The following is a 20,135-nucleotide window of genomic DNA, read 5'->3' as shown; positions in this document are numbered from 1 at the left end:
CAACTCTATGCGCAAGATGTCTTTCAGGTCGTCTACGGTGGGGTCATGGCCGCGAAGGACCCCACCCCCGACCTCCCCGAGGGCGTCGAGATCACCCACGACCACACCGGCAGCACGCTGCGGATCACCGGCGCCCGCCCGGTCCGCGCGCTGGCCCACGTGGCGCGGCAGCACGTCATCGAGCTGCTCTACGACGGCCGGGTGCTGACGGCGTCCGCCGCGGCCACCGCGGTGGGCACCACCCCCTCGGCCATGAGCTACCACCTGCGCGCCCTGGAGAAGTTCGGCATCGTGCGGCGCGCGGACTCCCTCGACGGCCGGGAGCGGCCTTGGCGAGCGGCCGCCGACCACCTGGCGGTCACCCACTCGGCGCTGCGGCAGGACGATGCCGGGACCGAGACCTACCTCTCCACCCTGCTGCCCACGGTCGAACGGGCCCTACGCAGCGCCAGCGGGATCCAGGTGCCCACGCGCTTCAAGCGCACCACCCTCCAGCTGACCCCGCAGGAGGCCGAGCAGCTCAACACCGAGGTGGAAGCGCTGCTGGACGCCTGGGCCGCACGTCACGCCACGCCCTCCGACGGCGCCCGGACCTACACCCAGTTCTGGATTGACGCGCCCACCGGCCCGGACGCCTGACCTCCTACAGTGGGCCTGTGCGCATCGCGACCTGGAACGTCAACTCCCTCCGCGCCCGCCTCGACCGGGTGGCGGAGTTCCTGCAACGTCACGAGGTGGACGTCCTGGCCCTGCAGGAGACCAAGGTGCAGGACGACAAGTTCCCCGCCGAACGCTTCGCGGAACTGGGCTACGAGATCGCCTTCCACGGACTCAACCAGTGGAACGGCGTGGCCATCGCCTCCCGCGTGGGCCTCGAGGACGTCACCGTGGCCTTCCCCGACCAGCCCGGATGGGGCGACGAGCCCGTCGTGGAGGCCCGCGCCCTGGGGGCCACGGTCGGGGGTCAGCCACGCGCCGACGGCAGCGCGACCCCCCGCATCCGCCTGTGGAGCCTGTACGTCCCCAACGGGCGCGAGATCGGGCACCCCCACATGGACTACAAGGTGGGCTGGCTGGACACGCTGGCCGGGCACGCCGGCACGTGGGCCGGCGAGGACCTGCCGCTGGCCCTGGTGGGCGACTTCAACGTGGCTCCGCTGGACACCGACGTCTGGGACATCGCCGCCTTCGAGGGCCACACCCACGTCACAGAACCCGAACGCGCCGCCTTCCAGGGCTTCCTCGACGCCGGCCTGGTGGACGTCGTGCGTCCCCACACCGAGCCCGACACGTTCACCTACTGGGACTACCAGCAGCTGCGCTTCCCCAAGCGGCAGGGCATGCGCATCGACTTCGTCCTCGGGTCCCAGCCGTTCGCCGACCGGGTGACCGGGGCCTTCGTCGACCGCGAGGAACGCAAGGGGAAGGGCGCCAGCGACCACGCCCCGGTCGTCGTGGACCTCGCAATCGACCTCCCGACCGGCACCCGGGACACGCCGTGACCCGCTGCACCGTCGCGGTCGTCGGCGCCGGCTTCGGCGGCGTGTCCGTGGTGGATGCCCTGGCGCGCCAGGGCATCCACGACGTCGTCGTGGTGGACGAGCGCGGCGGCGTCGGAGGGCGCTGGCTCGACCGCCTGGACCCCGGCGCACGTAGCCGCGGCTCCCTCAGCGAGTCGACCCTGCCCGGCCGGCCCCGCACGCCCGCGGAGTCCTCCCCCTTCGCCGACGCGATGCGGTCCTACCTGCAGCGCGTCGCCGCCTGGACCTCGATGGGGGAGCGCCTCCTGACCGACCGGGTCGCCTCGGCCACCCAGGCCGGGGACGGGTCCTGGACCCTGCACCTGGGGTCCGGCGACACCCTGGAGGCCCAGTTCCTCGTGCTCGCCACCGGCCTGGAGGGCGACCCCTTGGTCCCGGAGATCCGGGGGACGAATGCCTTCGAGGGCCCCCTGCTGCACACGCACGTGTGGGACCCGGCGGCGGAGCTGGACGGTCAGCACGTCGCCGTCCTGACCCACCCCACCGCCGGCCACCTCGCGCCGCTGGAGCACGTCCACACCGCCGCGGCGCTGGCCGAGGGGGCCTCCCGGGTGACCGTCTTCTCCCCCGACCAGCCCTGGATCCTGCCCGAGCGCCCCACCACCGACCCGGTCGACCTGGTGATGAGCAACTCCCGGGTCCGTACCGCCGGAGACCGCGCGCGGCGGGTGAACCAGGTGGTGCGCACCGCCCTGCCGGCCCCCGCACGCGCCCCCTGGGACGCGGCAGAGACCGTGCTGCGGCCCTCCCCCATGCCCTGGCAGCGCGCGATGCACGACGCCACCCGCCTGGCCCGCCAGCACCTCGAGCCCCAGGCCCTGGAGCACCACCACGCCTCCACCCCGGTCTCCCGCGGGACGGTCCGCAGCGAGGCCTGGTTCCGTGGCGTCACCCAGGGGCGGCTGGACCTGCTGCGCATCGGGATCCACCGCATCACCCCCGATGCGGTCGTGGACGTCAACGGCACCCGACACCGCGTGGACGCGATCGTGCTGGCCACCGGCGCCGAGTCGGTGGGGCCGGGGCACGGCATCGAGGGGCTGGACCCCGCCACCGGGGGGCTGCTCGCCGACTGGGCACCGCACCTGGGGACTCTCGGGCGAGTGGCCAACCTGATGGTGACCGGGGGCCCCGCATCGGACCTCCCCGTCGGGGGCGACGCCGAGGTGTTCGGTGCCCGGGCCGACCTCGTGGCACGCCTCATCGGGACGACGATCCGACGCGGCGCGCAGACGGTGCGCGCCACCCCCCTCGCCGTGGAGCGCTGGGAGCGTCGCGTCAGGGAGCTCCAACGCGATGCGGGTCTGGAGCGGGTCGTCGAGGCCGTGATGTGGCCCGGCCAGCGCCGCGACCTCGTGCGGCTGCTGCGCGGCGCCCCCGAGGACTTCGTCCTGGGCTGAGCGCCTCCGGGGGCCCGGGCGCACCCCAGCGGGGCGCGGCGCTCCCCGCACGCCTCCCCCTCGAGGCGCCGTCCTGACGGCGTGAGCCGCGTCATGCCTGCTCGGGATGCGGGACCCCTGCCCGCAGGAGAAGACTGAGGGCATGAACGAGCAGACGAACAACGCCTCGGACTCCCCCGCCGTCGACCCCGTGACCCGCTTCGAGAGCATCACCCCGCCCGAGCAGGACCAAGACTTCCCGGGCCTCGACACCGAGCTGGACCCGGTGCCCGACCTCGGGGAGGACAGCTACCGCGGGAGCGGGCGCCTGGAGGGCAGGAAGGCCCTCGTGACCGGTGGCGACTCCGGCATCGGCGCCGCCGTGGCCATCGCCTACGCCCGGGAGGGCGCCGACGTGGCGATCAACCACCTGCCGGCCGAGCAGTCGGACGCCGACCGCATCATCGCCCTCATCGAGGCCGAGGGGCGCACGGCCGTCTCGATTCCCTCGGACCTGACCACCCGCGAGGCCTGCGACGACGTGATCGCGCAGGCAGTGGAGGGGCTCGGCGGGCTGGACATCTTGGTGAGCAACGCCGGCAAGCAGGTCTCCACCCCGGAGATCAGCCAGATCAGCGACGAGCAGTTCGACCTCACCATGAAGACGAACGTGTACGCGATGTTTTGGCTCTGCCGCGCGGCCGTGGAGCACCTCGGTACGGGGAGCTCCATCATCATCACCACCTCGGTGCAGGCCTACTCCCCCAGCGAGCACCTGCTGGACTACGCGGCCACGAAGGCTGCCGAGAACGCGTTCGGCAAGGCGCTGTCCAAGCAGCTGGCCCCGAAGGGGATCCGGGTGAACCTGGTGGCCCCGGGGCCGATCTGGACGGTGCTGCAGGCCGTCGAGGGCCAGCCCGAGGAGAAGTTGCCGAAGTTCGGCAAGGACCAGCCGCTGGGCCGCGCCGGGCAGCCGGCCGAGCTGGCCTCGGCGTATGTGTTCCTGGCCAGCCCCGAGGCCAGCTACGTCGTGGGCGAGACGCTCAACGTGAACGGCGGCGCCGACTCGCCGTGAGCCCCGCGGACACCCGAACTCCGCACCGGTGCTGAACTCGGCAGTTGAGATCAGCACCGGTGCGGAGTTGGTCACCGATGGCCCGTCAGACCAGGCGCAGGCCACCCTCGGCATCGTCGGCTACGTCCACGGTGACCTCCTGGCCGTCACGGACCTCCCCGGCGAGCAGCGCCCGGGCCAAGGTGTCGCCCACCTCGGTCTGCACCAGGCGGCGCAGCGGCCGGGCCCCGAAGGCCGGGTCGTATCCCTGGTCCGCCAGCCAGGCGCGGGCCGCGTCCGTGACCTGCAGCGTGATGCGGCGCGCCGCCAGCCGGCTGGCCAGCGCGTCCACCTGCAGGTCCACGATGCGGGCCAGCTCCTCGCGCGACAGCGGCTCGAACACCACCGTGTCGTCCAGCCGGTTGAGGAACTCCGGCTTGAAGTGGGCCCGCACCGCGGCCATCACCGACTCCGTCCGCACGGCCGGGTCCAGCGACGGGTCCACCAGGTACTGGGAACCCAGGTTCGAGGTCATGATGAGGATGGTGTTGCGGAAGTCCACCGTCCGCCCCTGGCCATCGGTCAGCCGCCCGTCGTCGAGCACCTGCAACAAGATGTCGAAGGTCTCGGGGTGGGCCTTCTCCACCTCGTCCAGCAGCACCACCGAGTACGGCCGGCGCCGCACCGCCTCGGTCAGCTGCCCGCCCTCGTCGTGGCCGACGTACCCGGGGGGCGCACCCACCAGACGCGCGACGGCGTGCCGCTCGCTGTACTCGGACATGTCGATGCGCACCATCGCCCGCTCGTCGTCGAACAGGAAGTCCGCCAGCGCCTTGGCCAGCTCGGTCTTACCGACGCCCGTGGGGCCCAGGAACAGGAACGAGCCGGTGGGCCGGTCCGGGTCCGCCAGCCCCGCGCGGGAGCGGCGCACCGCATCGGACACGGCCCGCACTGCCGCGGTCTGCCCGATCAGGCGCTCGCCCAGGAACTCCTCCATGCGCAGCAGTTTCTCGGTCTCGCCCTCGAGCAGGCGTCCGGCGGAGATGCCGGTCCAGGCGGCGATCACCTCGGCGATGTCGTCGGCCGTCACAGCATCGGACACCATCGGCGCCGTCGCGTCACCGACCTGCCCCGATGCGGGGGCGTCGCCCTCCGCGTCGGGGCCGCGCCCCGCATCGCGCCCCTCGGCCTCGGCCAGCTGTGCCTCCAGCGCGGGGACGTCCCCGTAGAGCAACTTGGACGCGCCGGCGTAGTCGCCCTCGCGCTGCAGCCGCTCGGCCTGGGTGCGGGCCTCGTCCAGCTGGGCCTTGAGCTCGCCCACCCGGTTCAGGCCGGTCTTCTCGGCCTGCCACCGCGCGTTCAGGTTCGAGAGCTCCTCGCGCTTGGCCGCGAGGTCCTCACGCAGGGCGGCGAGCCGCTCACGAGAGGCCTCGTCGGTCTCGGCGGCCAGGTGCATCTCCTCCATCGCCAAACGGTCCACGGCGCGGCGCAGGGTGTCGATCTCCATCGGCGAGGAATCGATCTCCATGCGCAACCGGCTGGCCGCCTCGTCGATGAGGTCGATCGCCTTGTCGGGCAGCTGGCGGTGGGTGATGTACCTGTCGGACAGGGTGGCGGCGGCCACCAGGGCCGAGTCCTCGATCGTGACCTTGTGGTGCGCCTCGTAGCGCTCCTTCAGACCACGCAGGATGGCGATGGTGTCGACCACCGAGGGCTCGCCCACGAACACCTGCTGGAAGCGGCGCTCCAGGGCGGCGTCCTTCTCGATGTTCTCGCGGAACTCGTCCAAGGTGGTGGCCCCCACGAGGCGCAGCTCGCCGCGCGCCAGCATGGGCTTGAGCATGTTTCCGGCGTCCATGGAGCCGTCCCCGGTGCCGCCGGCGCCCACCACGGTGTGGAGCTCGTCGATGAAGGTGACGATCTGGCCGTCAGAGGCCTTGATCTCCTCGAGCACGGACTTGAGGCGCTCCTCGAACTCGCCGCGGTACTTGGCCCCGGCCACCATCGCCCCCAGGTCGAGGCTGATGAGGCGCTTGCCCCGGAGCGACTCGGGCACGTCGGCGTCCACGATGCGCTGCGCGAGCCCCTCCACCACGGCGGTCTTGCCCACGCCCGGCTCGCCGATGAGCACCGGGTTGTTCTTCGTGCGACGTGAGAGCACCTGCACCACGCGCCGGATCTCGGAGTCCCGCCCGATGACGGGGTCCAGCGCTCCCTCCCGGGCCAGCGCCGTGAGGTCGGTGCCGTACTGCTCCAGTGCTTCCGAGCCGTTCTGCGGGTTCTCGCTGGTCACCTTCGTGCCGCCGCGGAGGGCATCGAGCTCGGCGGACACGGCCGCCGCGTCGGCGGTGATCGCGCCGGTCTCCACCAGCGCCAGGGTCAGGACGTCGACGGCCAGGTGGGTGTCGCCCCGCGCGGTCATGATGGTGTGCGCCTGCTGCAGCAGTCGCAGCGCCTGCTGGCCCAGTTGGGGGGTCTGGCCGGTTGCCGTCGGCAGGCTGGACAGCGTCGAGCGGGTGGCCGCGGCAACCGCCTCCGGCGAGGTCCCTCCGGCGGCCAGGAGGGAGCTCACGGTGGCGTCGCCCAAGGCGACCGTGGCCGCGGCGACGTGGGCAGGGGTGATCTCGGCGTGGCCGGCGGCCTGGGCCTCTCGCTGGGCGATGGCCAGGACCTCGGACACGAGGGTGGTCGGTTGAAGGTCCATGGAACTCCTCGGGGTCGGCGGCGGTGCCGCGGGGTGCGCCGTGGGTTCGCGCCCGGGCGCCTGTCGTGTGCTGGTGTCAACACCCCCAGAGTTGAGTCCATTCCGCTCAACCCTGGGACTCGGGTCGGGCACCCCCGGCGGTCAACCGGCACCCGACCCGGCCGATGTGGGATTTCCCACCCTGCGTGATCCACACAACACCATAGTCCTTCGGCTCCATCATTTTTCGTCACCTGACGAGACTGCGTTCACCGAGTGTTCACCGGAGGCATTTGCACCCCCGGGGGCGCCCCGATACCTTGCAAGGACGGGACGTCAGGGGAAGGCCCTCTGCCGACCGGGCCGACGGACTCCCGCCGGCAGGACGGGTGCCCGTGCCACCACACATGAATGGGGAATGTTGTGTTGAACTCCACATCTCGTCGCGCGCTGAGCGCCGTCGGCGTCTTCGGGCTCACGCTGGGCATGGTCCCGGTCGCCGCCGTCGCCACCGGTGACTCCGCACAGCCGGCCGCCAAGGACGCCTCCTCCGAGGCCAGCACCGCGAAGGCCGACACCAAGCGCTACATCGTGACGATGGCCAAGCCCTCGCTGAGCGCTACCTTCAAGAACAGCGGCGCCACGGGCCGCCTGAACACCCAGACCGCTGCCGCCCAGAGCTACACGCAGAAGCTCGAGGCCCAGCACGCCACCGCCGCCAAGGCCGTGGGCGCCGACATGGTGTTCGAGTACTCGACCGTGATCAACGGCTTCTCCGCCGACCTCACCGAGACGCAGGTCGCTGCCCTCACGGCCCGCGGTGACGTCGTCTCCGTCACCCCCGTGCGCATCGAGCGCCTGCTCGACGGCCCGGCTGCCCCGAGCGCCTTCTCCGCCAACAAGCCGCAGACCGACGTCTCCCGGGACGTGATCGGCCTGACCGGCGAGAACGGTCTGTGGAACCAGGTCGGCGGCCCCACCGAGGCCGGCAAGGGCCAGGTCGTTGCCGTCATCGACTCGGGTATCACCCCGGACAACCCCTCCTTCTCCGACGAGGGCATGCCGCAGGCCCCCTCCACCTGGAACGGCGAGTGCGAGGCCGGCAACGACCCCGCCAACTGGTCGGCCGACAAGTGCAACAACAAGTTGGTCGGTGCGCGCTCCTACGTCGACGAGATGATGGCCGCCTACCCCGGCCAGGAGTTCGGCCCGGACGAGAGCAACAGCCCCTACGACAAGAACGAGCAGTCGCACGGTAGCCACGTGGCCGCCATTGCCGCTGGCGCTCCCGTCAGCGTGCAGGGCTACGACATGGTCGGCGTGGCCCCGGCCGCCCACATCGCGGCCTACAAGGTCTGCATGGACATCGTCCAGGACGGCCAGGTCTTCCAGGGCTGCCTCGGCGACGCCTCGGTGATGGCCTACGAGGACGCCGTCCAGGACGGTGCCGACGTCATCAACTTCTCGATCTCCAACGACGACCAGTACGCCAACGACCCCGTGGACGAGGCCATGAAGGGCGCGGCCGACGCCGGCGTCTTCGTCGCCGCGGCCGGGGGCAACTACGGCCCGGGCACCTCCAACCCGGTCAACGTCAACAACGGTCTGCCCTGGGTGACCACGGTCGCCGCGGCGAACCACCGCGAGGAGAACGGCCCGGTGCCGAGCGTGCCGGACTGGTCCTCGATCGGCCCGGTCACCGACAGCCCGGCCAACCAGAACCTGCTGGCCCCCTCGCTGGGTGCCCCCGGCGTCCAGGTGCTCTCCGCCATCAACAACGACAACTGGGGTTGGATGGACGGCACCTCCATGGCGAGCCCGCACGTGGCCGGCATGGCGACCGTCGTCGCCGGTGCGCGTTCGGACTGGTCGCCCATGGCCATCAAGTCGGCCCTGCAGACCACCTCCACGTCCTACGCCAACGACATCAGCAACGACCCGTTCGTGGGTGGTAGCGGCTTCATCGACGGCTCCAAGGTGCTGAACCCGGGTGCGGTGTTCGACTCCGGCCTGGCCGACTGGAACGCGTTCGACGGCGACCGCGCCAACGGCTACCAGATGAACATCGCCTCGATCCAGATCGGCCAGCTGAAGTCCGACGGCGCCACCGCCGTCACCCGCTCGCTGACCGGTGTGGCCGAGGGCTCGGTCACCTGGACCGCCACCTACGAGGGCCCCGAGACCCTCGAGGTCACCGCCCCCGACGTGACCGTCGCCGCCGGCGAGACCGTGGAGACCGAGATCTCCGTGGCCAACACCGGTGCGGCTGCCGACGAGTGGCAGAAGGGTTGGATCACCTACTCGGCCGACGGCCAGAACGACATCCGCGTCCCGGTTGTCGCCCGTGGCCCGGTGACCGATAGCGGCACCGACCCGGAGCCGGAGCCCGACAACGAGCTCATGCGCTGGTGGGGTGCTGACCGCTACGGCACCGCCGCGGACATCGCCACCAAGTACGGCAAGGCCGACACCGTCTACATCGCCTCCGGCGAGGGCTTCTCCGACGCGATGACCGGTAGCACCGCTGCCGCCCGCGGCGAGACCCTCTCCATGCCCGACGGCGGCGAGGACGTCCCGGTGCTGCTGACCCGCAACGACCGCATCCCGGCGCAGACGACCGAGGCGCTGCAGACTCTGGGTGCCAAGAAGGTCGTCCTCATCGGTGGCGAGACCGCTATCTCCGGTGAGGTCGCCGACCAGTTCGCGGCTGCTGGCCTGACCGTCGAGCGCATCGGTGGCGAGGACCGCTACGAGACCAGCGCCAACGTCGCCGAGAAGTTCGGCGCCGGCCTGGACACCCTGTACGTGGCCTCCGGCGAGGACGCGGCCTACGCCGACGCCCTGGCCGGCAGCGCGCTGGCCGGCATGCAGAACGTGCCGGTGCTGCTGACGCACCCGACCGAGGTGGCGAAGTCCACGCAGGACGCCATCAACGAGCTGAAGCCCAAGAAGGTCGTCGTCCTGGGTGGCCCCGCCGCCGTGTCCGACGCCGTGGCCCAGCAGCTGGGTGCCTCCGAGCGCCTGGCCGGTGCCAACCGCTACGAGACCGCCGCCGAGATCGCCGAGCAGTTCGGTGACACCGACTGGACCTTCGTGGCCGACGGCATGGACTTCCCGGACGCGCTGACCGGTGGCGCCTACGCCGCCAGCGTGGACAGCCCCGTGCTGCTGACCCGCACGGCCAAGCTGCCCACCGCGACCTCCGCGTACATCACGGCGAACACCACCGAGAAGACCGTGATCTTCGGTGGCACCGCCGCGGTGTCCCAGGGCGTCGAGGCCGAGCTGAAGGCCATCCTGGGCATCAACTGAGGCCGATGGGGTGAGCGGGCCACCGCGCCCGCCCTCCCCGCCACCTGATCGCCCGAGGGGCCCCGTCCACACCCGTGGACGGGGCCCCTCTCGCGCACCCGGCCCCGATGTGGTGACTCAGGTCACGTTTGGGTAACCTTTGGCGACATTTCGCTGATTTGCGCGACGTAGCGCGGGCGGGTCTGAGAGGTTGGCAGCACCATCCCCCCCATGAGGAGTATCAGTGGTCACACACCGCTCTCTGCCGCGCCATGCCACCGCATCGGCGATCGCCATCGCCATGGCCGGCGTCATCGCCCCCGCCACCACGGCAGCACCGGCCACCCAGGACGCGTCGTCGGCCGGCACCTTCGCCGTCGCCCACGGCGAGGCCCGCGACGCCGCCGCCAAGCAGGAGTTCACGGACGGTCAGTACATCGTCACCTTCCGTGACCAGCCCACCGTCGCCTACGACGGCCACCTGAAGGGGCTCGCGGCCACCAGCCCGGCCAAGGGCGAGAAGTTCGACGTGCAGAGCGCCGCGGTGCAGAAGTACGAGAGCCACCTGGTCCAGCGTCAGGACGCCGTGCTGGCGACCGTCGGGGCGAAGAACCCCGTCGTCCGCTACACCACGGCCCTGTCCGGCGTCGGCGTGACCCTGACCGCCGAGCAGGCCGCGGAGCTTGCCCGCAGCAGCGAGGTCATCAGCGTGGCCCCGGAGGAGATGCTCGAGCTCCACACCGACACCTCGCCGGAGTTCCTCGGCCTGACCGGTGAGAACGGTGTCTGGAATACCGGCAACGGCCTCAAGGGCGAGGGCATGGTCGTCGGCGTCATCGACTCCGGCATCTCGCACCACAACCCGAGCTTCGCCGAGGGCGACATGGCTCCCGCGCCGGCCGACTGGAAGGGCGTGTGCGCCACCGAGGCGCCGCAGGACTTCCCCTCCGACGCGTGCAACAACAAGCTGATCGGCGCCCGCTTCTACGTGGAGGGCTTCGGCAAGAGCCGCATCGCCGACCACGAGTCCCTGTCCCCGCTGGACGTGGGTGGCCACGGCTCCCACACCGCCAGCACCGCCGCCGGCAACGAGGGCGTCACCGCCACCGTGAACGGCGAGGAGCACGGTGTCATCTCGGGCATGGCCCCGATGGCCCACGTCGCGGCCTACAAGGTCTGCTGGGACGAGAAGGGCGGCGACGGCGGCTGCAGCAGCCTCGACTCCGTCAAGGCCATCGACGACGCGGTCGCCGACGGCGTGGACGTCCTGAACTACTCGATCTCCGGCACCTCGAGCAACTACATCGACCCGGTCGAGATCGCCTTCATGAACGCGGCCGCCAACGGCATCTTCGTGGCTGCCTCCTCCGGTAACTCCGGTCCCAAGGCCTCCACGACGAACCACCCCTCCCCGTGGCTGACCACCGTGGCCGCCTCCACCCACCGCATCGCCGAGAACACCCTGGTGACCGGTGACGGCGAGCGCTACATCGGCTCCTCGGTGACCGGTGGCCTCCCCGAGGCCCCGATGATCCTGGCCCAGGACGCCAAGGCGGCATCCGCCACGGCCGAGGACGCGAACCTCTGCAAGATCGGTTCCCTGGACCCGGCCCTGGTGGCCGGCAAGATCGTGGTCTGCGACCGCGGCGTCACCGCTCGTACCGAGAAGTCCGACGTCGTGGCCGAGGCCGGCGGCGTGGGCATGGTGCTCATCAACCCCACCGAGAGCTCGCTGGACACCGATGCCCACGTGGTCCCGACCGTGCACCTGTCGCACACCCACCGGGACGTCGTGCGCGCCTACGCCTCCGGCGAGGGCGCCACCGCCTCCATCCTGGAGACCAACGAGGGCTCCACCACCGAGGTCCCCGAGATCGCCGGCTTCTCCTCGCGCGGCCCGTCGCTGGGTGGCGAGGGCGACATCCTCAAGCCGGACGTCTCGGCCCCGGGTGTCGGTGTGCTCGCGGCCTACGCCACGCCCGAGCGCGGTGCCGACGCGTTCGGTTACAGCTCCGGTACCTCGATGAGCTCCCCGCACATCGCCGGCCTGGCCGCCCTGGTCAAGCAGGCCAACCCCGAGTGGTCCCCGATGGCGGTCAAGTCCGCCCTCATGACCACCACGCGTGACCACATGAGCGCCGCCAGCAACGACCCCTTCGCCACCGGCGCCGGGTTCGTCGAGCCGCGCCGCATGCTCTCCCCGGGTCTGGTCTACGACGCCGGTGAGCAGGACTGGTGGGACTTCCTCGCCGGTCAGGGTGTGACCCGTGGCGGCAAGCCCGTCTCCGAGAACCCGATCGACGCCTCGGACCTCAACCAGGCCTCGATCGCGCTCGGCCAGCTGCTGGGTCAGCAGACCATCACCCGCACGATCACCAACACCACGGACGCCACGGCCACCTGGACCGGCACCATCGCAGGCCTGGAGGGCGTGAAGGCGACGCTGAGCCAGTCCACCGTCACCCTGGACCCGGGCGAGTCCGCGGACGTGGAGATCACGTTCGTCGACGAGACCCTGGCGAAGGACGCGTGGACCAAGGGCACGCTCACCTGGACCGCCGCGGGCCAGAACGACGTGCGCTCCCCCATCGCGGTGCGCGCCGGTGACCTGAAGGCGCCGCAGCTCGTCGAGGGCAAGGCGACCGACGCCACCATCGACATCCCGATGATCTCCGGCGAGGACCGCGACGTGAGCATCGCGACCCGCGGCCTGGTCAAGGGCGACGACGTCCGCGGCGAGGTGCGACTGCCGTCGAGCCGCGACGACCTGGTGATCGACGACCCGAACAACTTCCGCTACGACTTCGAGGGCTCGCGCTACTCGACCGTGTGGACCGAGATCATCCCGGACGACCCGTCGGTCGACCTGGACCTGTACGTCACGTACAAGGGCATGAGCCTCAAGGTCGGGCAGGCCGCCACGGCCGGCGCCGCCGAGCGGATCCTCATCCCGACCCTGTACCTGCAGGACGACTACACCGTCCACGTGCAGGCCTACGACCTGGGCGGCGCGGACTCCACCGGGTTCACGCTGCGCACCTTCGTGCTGCCGGAGAAGGGCGACGCGGGCAACCTGACCTTCGCCAACCCCTTCTCGCTGGAGCAGGGCGTGGAGACCAACGTCCCGGGCACCATCTCCGTGGACGACACCTCCGCCCCGTGGTTCGGCAAGGCCACCACCACTCCCCCGAACAACTCCTTCCGCACGCTGGCCGAGACCTACGTGCTGCTGGAGCCGGGTGAGAAGGGCGAGCCGGGTCTGGAGCGCATCGAGGGCCGGGACCGCTACGCCACCGCTGCGGAGATCTCCAAGAAGTTCGGCTCGTCCGACACGGTGTACATCGCCTCGGGCATGAACTTCGCCGACGCGATGTCCGGCACCGCGGCTGCGGGCGCCGGCATCGAGGGCCTGCAGTCCCTGCCGGACGACGCGGACAAGGAGATCCCCGTCCTGCTGACCCGTCCGGACCGCATCCCGCCGCAGACCACCGAGGCCCTGCAGTCCCTCGGCGCGAAGCGCGTGGTGCTGGTGGGTGGCGAGACCGCCATCTCCGAGAAGGTCGCCGACGAGCTGGCCGCCTCCGGCCTGAGCGTCGAGCGCATCTCCGGTGCGAACCGGTACGAGACCAGCGCCAACGTGGCCAAGTCGTTCCGCGGTGACGTGGAGACCCTCTACATCGCCTCCGGTGACGAGAAGAACTACGCCGACGCGCTGGCCGGCAGCGCCCTGGCCGGTTCGCAGGACGTCCCCGTCCTGCTGACCCGCCCGGACCGGGTGCTGCCCACCACCATGCACGCGGTGAGCACGCTCAAGCCGAAGAACATCGTGGTGCTCGGCGGCGAGACCGCCGTCTCGCCGGAGGTGTACGAGACCCTGGGCGCCACCGAGCGCCTGGCCGGCTCGGACCGCTACGGGACGGCCGTGGAGATCGCCAAGGAGTTCCCCGCCAAGAGCGACTTCACGGGCTACGCGACCGGTATGAACTGGCCGGACAGCCTCACCGGTGGCGCGTACGCGGCCAAGGAGGGCGGCCCGCTGCTGCTCACCCGCCCGGACCGCCTGCCCCCGGTGGTGTCGGACTACGTGACGGCGAACCCGACCACGCAGAACGTCATCTACGGCAGCGAGGCGGCCGTCTCGCAGAACGTGGAGGACGCGCTGCGCGGCCTGCTGGGCCTGTGATCCCGATGGGGTGAGCCGCCCTGGCGGTCGGCTCACCCCATCGCGCCCGGGTCGTCCGGGGAGGCACACGAGGGAGGTCCCCCACCTGTTCAGGTGGGGGACCTCCCTCGTGCCGCGGACGGCCGGGTGGCGGCGCACCTCCGGCGGCGCCGCGGCCACAGCGGGAGTGTCCGACTACCGCAGCGGACTCCAGAGCACCAACTCGCCCGCCGATGCGGGGCGCGTGGGCCGCTGCCCCTGGCGCACCGCCTCGACGCCACCCCGGCGACTGGCGGCGAAGACGCGCTGCCCGGCCTCGAGCACCGTGCGGAGGCGCTGGACCTCCGCATCAAGCTCCGCCAGGCGGGCCTCCAAGTTCTCGTTGGCCCGGGTGAGCTCCAGGATGCGGCGGATGCCCTCCAGCGAAACCCCCTCGGAGCTGGAGAGCCGCTGCACCTCGCGCAGGCGCTCGACGTCGGCCTCCGAGTAGCGCCGCCCCCCGCCCCGGGCGCGCGAGGGGGAGACAAGTCCCATGCGGTCGTACTGCCGCAGCGTCTGGGCGTGCATGCCGGTCAGCTCGGCCGCCACCGAGATGACGTAGACCGGGCGGGTGTCCGGCGAGCGGCTCACGACGCAGCGCGGGTGGCGAGACCTGCCCGCGGGTCGGAGTCGTCGGCCGCGCGCAGGGCCTCGATGGCCTCGCGCTGGGCGTCGGAGAGCTCGGCGGGCACCTCCACCTGCACCACGGCGATGAGGTCACCGTTGCCGTTCTTGGTGGGCATGCCCCGGCCGCGGATGCGCAGGCGTCGCCCAGACGGGGTGCCGGGGGCGAGCTTCACCTTGACGCTCTGGCCGTCCAGGGTCGGTACCGCCACCGTGGCGCCCAGGGCGGCCTCGGCGAAGGTGACCGGCAGGTCAAGCACCAGGTTGTCGCCCTCGCGCCGGAACACCGGGTGGGGGCGGACGTGCACGGTGATCATCAGGTCACCGGGCGGGCCGCCGGTCCGGCTGGGGTGCCCCTTGCCCTTGAGACGGATCTTCTGGCCGTCCTTGACCCCGGCCGGGATGCGGATGGTGGTCGAGCTGCCGTCGGGCTGGCGGACGGTGGCCTTGTCGCCGGTCATCGCCTGCCGCAGGTCCACGGTCACCGAGCTCTCGACGTCCTGGCCCTTGGTCGGGGCGCTGCGGGGGCCTGCCCCGCCGGGACCGAAGCCTGCGCCGCCGCCGGGGGCGCCGAAGCCGGCGCCACCGCCCCCGCCGAACATCCGCAGGATGTCCTCGAGGTCCTCGGGGTCGACCGACTGGCCACCACGGCCACCCATGCCGCCCATCCCGGCGCCACCCGGGCCACCGGTGGTGAAGCGCACGCGCTGTCCACCGCCGCCACCGCCGCCGAACATCGAGGAGAACACGTCCTCGAAGCCGTCTGCCCCACCGCCGCCTGGGCCGCCGCCGGCGCTGAAGCGCGCCCCGCCGGCGGCCATCTGGCGAATGGCGTCGTACTGCTCGCGGTCCTCCGCATCGGAGAGCACCTGGTAGGCCTCGCCGATCTCCTTGAAGCGCTGCTCGGCGGCCTCATCACCGGGGTGCTGGTCGGGGTGGTTCTTCCGTGCCAGCTTGCGGTAGGCCTTCTTGATCTCGGCGTCGTCGGCATCGGGCGAGACGCCCAGGGTCTTGTAGAAATCCTTCTCGAACCAGTCCTGGCTCGCCATCACGCCTCCTCGCGAGATCGATGAAGTGGGTGCCTGACCCGCCGCCCGGTCCCCATCACGGGGTGGGCGGCGGGGCTCAGGCCGGGTCGGCCACGGCCACGCGGGCGGCGCGGACCACGCGTTCGCCCACCACAAAACCGGGCTGGAGCACCTGGACGATGGTGGTCTCGGTGGTGCCCTCGGGCAGCTCGGCCTGGGTGTGCATCAGGGCCTCGTGGAGGGTCGGGTCGAAGACCTCGCCCACCGCGCCGACCCGGCGCACTCCGAAGCGCTCCAGGGTGGTCTCGAGCTTGGTGGCGATGGCGGCAAACGGGCCGTCGGTCAGCTCACCGTGCTCGCGGGCCATGTGCACGTCGTCCAGCACCGGGAGGAGCGCCTCCACGACGGTGCCGATGGTGGCATCCTTGTCCTTGGCGCGCTCCCGCTCCATGCGGTTGCGGTAGTTCACGTGGTCGGCCTGCGCGCGGCGCAGGTCCTCCAGGCGCTCGGCGGCCAGCAGCGTGTCGGGGTGGGGCTCGGGCGCGGCCTCGCCGCCCGAGGCGGGCTCGGCCTCGTCGACGAAGGCAGGCGCACCCTCGGCGGTCACTTCGGGCATCTCGGCCTGGTCGCCCACCTGCTCGGGGCGGGACTCCTCCACCAGGCGCTGGGCCTCGGCGTCGAGGTCGTCCTGCGGCTCCTCGGGGCGGTCGGTCTGGTCAGTCATGGGCACCTCCGGGTCTGGGCGTCGGGGGCGGGGCGGTCGGCCCCGCCCCCGATCGTGCATCAACGTCCACCGCGCCGGGCGCAGCGCTCAGCTGCGCCCGGACGGCATCACTTGGACTGGTCGGTCGTGCCCTGGTCGTCGTCCTCGACGACCTCGGCGTCCACCACATCCTCGTCGGCGGCCTGCTCGTCGCCAGCGCCCTCGGCGCCGGGGGCGCCCTGGGCGCCCGCGTCACCGGCCTCGGACTGGGCCGCATACATCGCGGCACCCATCTTCTGGCTGGCCTCGGAGACCGCGGTGGTCTTGGCCTTCAGGTCCTCCGGGTCGGCGTCCTCCTGGGCCACGACGGCCTTGAGGTCGGACAGTGCGGTGTCCACCTCGGACTTCTCCGCCTCGGGAAGCTTGTCGCCGTTGTCGGCAATGAACTTCTCGGTGGAGTAAACGACCTGCTCAGCCTGGTTGCGGGCCTCGGCGGCCTCACGGCGCTTGGCGTCCTCGGCCGCGTGGGCCTCGGCGTCCTTCACCATGCGGTCGATTTCGTCCTTGTCGAGGGCCGAACCGCCGGAGATCGTCATCGACTGCTCCTGGCCGGTGCCACGGTCCTTGGCGGACACGTGCACGATGCCGTTGGCGTCGATGTCGAAGGTGACCTCGATCTGCGGCACGCCACGGGGCGCCGGGGCGATGCCGGTGAGCTCGAAGTTGCCCAGCGGCTTGTTGTCCCGGGCCAGCTCGCGCTCGCCCTGGAACACCTGGATCCCGACGGCCGGCTGGTTGTCCTCGGCGGTGGTGAACACCTCCGAGCGCTTGGTCGGGATGGCCGTGTTGCGCTCGATGAGCTTGGTCATCAGGCCGCCCTTGGTCTCGATGCCGAGGGACAGCGGCGTGACGTCGATGAGCAGGACGTCCTTGCGGTCGCCCTTCAGCACACCGGCCTGGATGGCGGCACCGGCGGCCACGACCTCATCGGGGTTGACGCCCTTGTTGGGCTCCTTGCCGGTGAGCTTCTTGACCAGCTCGGTGACGGCCGGCATGCGGGTGGAACCACCGACCAGCACGACGTGCGAGATCTCGTCGATGGTGACGCCGGCGTCCTTCATGACGGCCTCGAAGGGCTGCTTCGTGCGGTCCAGCAGCTTCTCGGTCATCTGCTCGAACTGGGTGCGGGACAGCGACTCGTCCAGGTGGATCGGGCCGTTCTCCCCCATCGACAGGTACTGCAGGTTGATCGACGTGGAGGTGGAGCTCGAGAGCTCCTTCTTGGCCTGCTCGGCGGCATCGCGCAGACGCTGCATGGCGATCTTGTCGTTCGACAGGTCCACGCCGGTGGTGTTCTTCACGCTGGTGAGCAGGTGCTGCACCACCGCGTCGTCCCAGTCGTCGCCACCGAGCTTGTTGTCACCGGAGGTCGCGCGCACCTGGATGGTGGAGAAGCCGTCCTCGGGGTCCTTGCCCACCTCGAGCAGCGAGACGTCGAAGGTTCCGCCACCGAGGTCGAAGACGAGGATGAGCTCGTCCTCCTTGCCCTTGTCCAGGCCGTAGGCCAGGGCGGCGGCAGTGGGCTCGTTGATGATGCGGAGCACGTTGAGGCCCGCGATCTCGCCGGCCTCCTTGGTGGCCTGGCGCTCGGCGTCGTCGAAGTAGGCCGGCACGGTGATGACCGCGTCGGTGACGTCCTCACCCAGGTAGGCCTCCGCATCGCGCTTCAGCTTCTGCAGGGTGCGGGCGCTGATCTCCTGCGCGGTGTACTTCTTGCCGTCGATCTCGGTGGTCCAGTCCGTGCCCATGTGGCGCTTGACGGAGCGGATGGTGCGGTCGACGTTGGTGACGGCCTGGCGCTTGGCCACCTCGCCGACGAGGACCTCCCCGTTCTTGGAGAACGAGACGACGGACGGCGTGGTGCGGCCGCCCTCGGCGTTGGCGATGATCTCCGGCTCCCCACCATCGAGGATGGCCATGGCGGAGTTGGTGGTACCCAGGTCGATACCGATTGCGCGTCCCATGCGGGAACCTCCTGCGAGTAGTCGCGGTTGAGTTGATGCGGAGCAACTCTGGGGTTCGCCTGGCCGGGTGGTCAAGACGGGGCTCACCAAAGTTGCGTCTGATGGACTCAACCCACGACGCCACGGGTTCATTCCCCGCACCGTGGTGTGACCTGCGTCACGGCGTGCCTGTAGGTTCTCGCGCGATCTGTCAGCGGTGCAGTGCTGTGGCCTGCGGCGCGACGACTAAGACGCGGGCCCGGATTCTCACTAGGTTGTCCGGTTCCTCAGCGACGGAGCTGTTGTGACACCTATTGGCACATCAGCTCCTAGCGAAGCTCTGGATCGACAATGTGCAACGAACGCTGCTCCTCGGTCGATCGAAGGTTCTCTTGCCGCCCTCGAAACTATTGACGATCGCCTTGCTCGCGATTGAGAAGTTCTTCGAACTCGGAGATGACGAGGGATCCCTGAGGCCCCTCGAGGGCCACCTGCGTCAGCAGGATGCTCACCTCGCCGCGATCAGGGTTCACACGCCCAAAGGTGCCGGCCCCTCCCGACCACCCGTAGCTGCCGTCGGAGCGCACGCTTCCTCCGAACCCCCACCCTTCGCCGCCGTCAAGGAAGAAGCCGGCCCAACGCCGCTGCGACGCGGTGAGATGGTCGGTCAGGAGAAGGGTCACCAGGTGTTCGGGGAGCACCTGGTGACCGCGCCGCTGACCGCCGTCGAGCAGCATCTGTCCGAAGGCGCGCCAGTCGTCGGCGGTTCCGATCAGGCCTCCCGCCCCGTCGGGGAACGACGGCGGTCGTGAGTACAGCCCCTCGGGCGGATCGATGAGTTGAAGCGGTAAACGGGCATCGTCAGTACGTCCATAGCGGCTTGCGAACCTGGGGAGTTCTGCTGGCGGGACCCACCAGCGCGCATCCTGCATTTCCAACGGCTCGAGGAGGCGTTCGGCCATCAGTACGTCCAGTGACTGGTCGCCGACCCGCTCCAGCAGGAGTCCCAGCAGGGTGCTACCCGTGTTGTACGTCCAGCCGACTCCGGGCTGGTGCGCAAGTGGCAGTCGTCCCGCAGCCTTCAGGAAGGATTCCCTGTCCAGAGACCGTGGTTCCGGGCCCTCCTGGAGTTCGGTCATGAGCGCCTCGGTGAACGGCGACTCGAAATCGGTGGTGAACCCGAGCCCTCCGCGCATGGTGAGCAGGTCCTGCACGTTCACCGGTCGGTGCGCCGGCTCCGTCTCCGATAGGGGCCCGCCCGGGTTGATGAGGACGCGCTGACCGGACAGCTCCGGGAGCCAGCTTTCGATGGGCGAGTCAAGATCGAGGCTGCCGTCTGCCACGAAGGAGAGTGTGAGGGCCGCGGTGAACGGCTTGCCGAGGGAGTCCCAGTGGAACAGCGTCTGAGAAGACATCGGGATGCGGAACTCGAGGTCCTGCACCCCGACGGCAGCAATGTCGGTGTGCCCGTGCCGGGAGCGCAGTGCCACGGCCCCGGGAAGGATTCCCGCATCGACCTGTTCTTGGAGCATTCTGCGGATCTGTTCCATCCGTGCAGTGTCCCATGATGGGTGGAGGGCTTCACGGGCCTGTCAGGACTTTTCACCGGGAGCGAGCCAGGCCGACCG

At 70.8% G+C, this 20,135-nt stretch carries 12 protein-coding genes; 6 read left to right on the top strand and 6 right to left on the bottom strand.

What is annotated here, in order from left to right:
* Positions 1 to 45: 45 nt before the first annotated feature.
* From KSED_RS13405 to KSED_RS02675, 4 genes are all read left to right on the top strand, one after another.
* On the top strand, positions 46 to 639 hold the full coding sequence (locus tag KSED_RS13405; RefSeq protein WP_012802044.1) for an ArsR/SmtB family transcription factor: 594 nt from the start codon (positions 46 to 48) through the stop codon (positions 637 to 639).
* 17 nt (positions 640 to 656) lie between these two features.
* On the top strand, positions 657 to 1,502 hold the full coding sequence (locus KSED_RS02685; protein ID WP_012802043.1) for an exodeoxyribonuclease III: 846 nt from the start codon (positions 657 to 659) through the stop codon (positions 1,500 to 1,502).
* Positions 1,499 to 2,941 (top strand): flavin-containing monooxygenase, encoded by a 1,443-nt coding sequence (locus KSED_RS02680; protein ID WP_012802042.1) that lies wholly within the window; start codon positions 1,499 to 1,501, stop codon positions 2,939 to 2,941. The genes KSED_RS02685 and KSED_RS02680 overlap by 4 nt, the downstream gene beginning before the upstream one ends.
* Before the next feature lie 142 nt (positions 2,942 to 3,083).
* Positions 3,084 to 3,995 (top strand): SDR family oxidoreductase, encoded by a 912-nt coding sequence (locus KSED_RS02675; protein WP_012802041.1) that lies wholly within the window; start codon positions 3,084 to 3,086, stop codon positions 3,993 to 3,995.
* 85 nt (positions 3,996 to 4,080) lie between these two features.
* Here KSED_RS02675 and KSED_RS02670 read toward each other — a convergent pair whose 3' ends face one another.
* Positions 4,081 to 6,678 (bottom strand): ATP-dependent Clp protease ATP-binding subunit, encoded by a 2,598-nt coding sequence (locus KSED_RS02670; RefSeq protein WP_012802040.1) that lies wholly within the window; start codon positions 6,676 to 6,678, stop codon positions 4,081 to 4,083.
* 405 nt (positions 6,679 to 7,083) lie between these two features.
* On the opposite strand from KSED_RS02670, the gene KSED_RS02665 reads away from it, so the two are divergent.
* Positions 7,084 to 9,969 (top strand): cell wall-binding repeat-containing protein, encoded by a 2,886-nt coding sequence (locus KSED_RS02665; protein ID WP_169307768.1) that lies wholly within the window; start codon positions 7,084 to 7,086, stop codon positions 9,967 to 9,969.
* A gap of 223 nt (positions 9,970 to 10,192) precedes the next feature.
* Positions 10,193 to 14,131 carry a cell wall-binding repeat-containing protein gene (locus KSED_RS02660; RefSeq protein WP_012802038.1) on the top strand — a complete coding sequence of 1,313 codons (3,939 nt, stop codon included), beginning with the start codon at positions 10,193 to 10,195 and terminating at the stop codon, positions 14,129 to 14,131.
* 174 nt (positions 14,132 to 14,305) lie between these two features.
* On the opposite strand, the gene KSED_RS02655 is transcribed toward KSED_RS02660, so the two are convergent.
* The 5 genes from KSED_RS02655 to KSED_RS02635 all read right to left on the bottom strand — a co-directional run bounded on the left by KSED_RS02655 (position 14,306) and on the right by KSED_RS02635 (position 20,057).
* A complete protein-coding gene (locus KSED_RS02655) occupies positions 14,306 to 14,740 on the bottom strand; it encodes a heat shock protein transcriptional repressor HspR (protein WP_012802037.1) in 435 nt (144 codons plus the stop codon).
* Positions 14,737 to 15,822: a DnaJ C-terminal domain-containing protein gene (locus KSED_RS02650; protein ID WP_012802036.1), complete on the bottom strand. Its 1,086-nt coding sequence runs from the start codon at positions 15,820 to 15,822 to the stop codon at positions 14,737 to 14,739. The genes KSED_RS02655 and KSED_RS02650 overlap by 4 nt, the downstream gene beginning before the upstream one ends.
* A gap of 76 nt (positions 15,823 to 15,898) precedes the next feature.
* Positions 15,899 to 16,525, bottom strand: coding sequence for a nucleotide exchange factor GrpE (locus KSED_RS02645; RefSeq protein WP_012802035.1), 627 nt, complete (start codon positions 16,523 to 16,525; stop codon positions 15,899 to 15,901).
* Positions 16,526 to 16,632: 107 nt separating this feature from the next.
* The gene (gene dnaK, locus KSED_RS02640) at positions 16,633 to 18,528 is read right to left on the bottom strand and encodes a molecular chaperone DnaK (protein WP_012802034.1); all 1,896 of its coding nucleotides are present in this window, start codon (positions 18,526 to 18,528) and stop codon (positions 16,633 to 16,635) included.
* Positions 18,529 to 18,914: 386 nt separating this feature from the next.
* Positions 18,915 to 20,057, bottom strand: coding sequence for a serine hydrolase domain-containing protein (locus tag KSED_RS02635; RefSeq protein ID WP_012802033.1), 1,143 nt, complete (start codon positions 20,055 to 20,057; stop codon positions 18,915 to 18,917).
* Positions 20,058 to 20,135: the final 78 nt, after the last annotated feature.

This window comes from Kytococcus sedentarius DSM 20547 (assembly GCF_000023925.1).
GTDB lineage: Bacteria > Actinomycetota > Actinomycetes > Actinomycetales > Dermatophilaceae > Kytococcus > Kytococcus sedentarius.
Note: the sequence above shows the minus strand (reverse complement) of the source record. Positions and strands in the feature narration are given on the sequence as shown.

Excerpts from the sequence above, each read along its gene's own strand:
- KSED_RS02650 (WP_012802036.1), bottom strand. The coding sequence starts at position 15,822 with ATGGCGAGCCAGGACTGGTTCGAGAAGGATTTCTACAAGACCCTGGGC.
- KSED_RS13405 (WP_012802044.1), top strand. The coding sequence starts at position 46 with ATGGCCGCGAAGGACCCCACCCCCGACCTCCCCGAGGGCGTCGAGATC.
- KSED_RS02635 (WP_012802033.1), bottom strand. The coding sequence starts at position 20,057 with ATGGAACAGATCCGCAGAATGCTCCAAGAACAGGTCGATGCGGGAATC.
- KSED_RS02675 (WP_012802041.1), top strand. The coding sequence starts at position 3,084 with ATGAACGAGCAGACGAACAACGCCTCGGACTCCCCCGCCGTCGACCCC.
- dnaK (WP_012802034.1), bottom strand. The coding sequence starts at position 18,528 with ATGGGACGCGCAATCGGTATCGACCTGGGTACCACCAACTCCGCCATG.
- KSED_RS02670 (WP_012802040.1), bottom strand. The coding sequence starts at position 6,678 with ATGGACCTTCAACCGACCACCCTCGTGTCCGAGGTCCTGGCCATCGCC.
- KSED_RS02645 (WP_012802035.1), bottom strand. The coding sequence starts at position 16,525 with ATGACTGACCAGACCGACCGCCCCGAGGAGCCGCAGGACGACCTCGAC.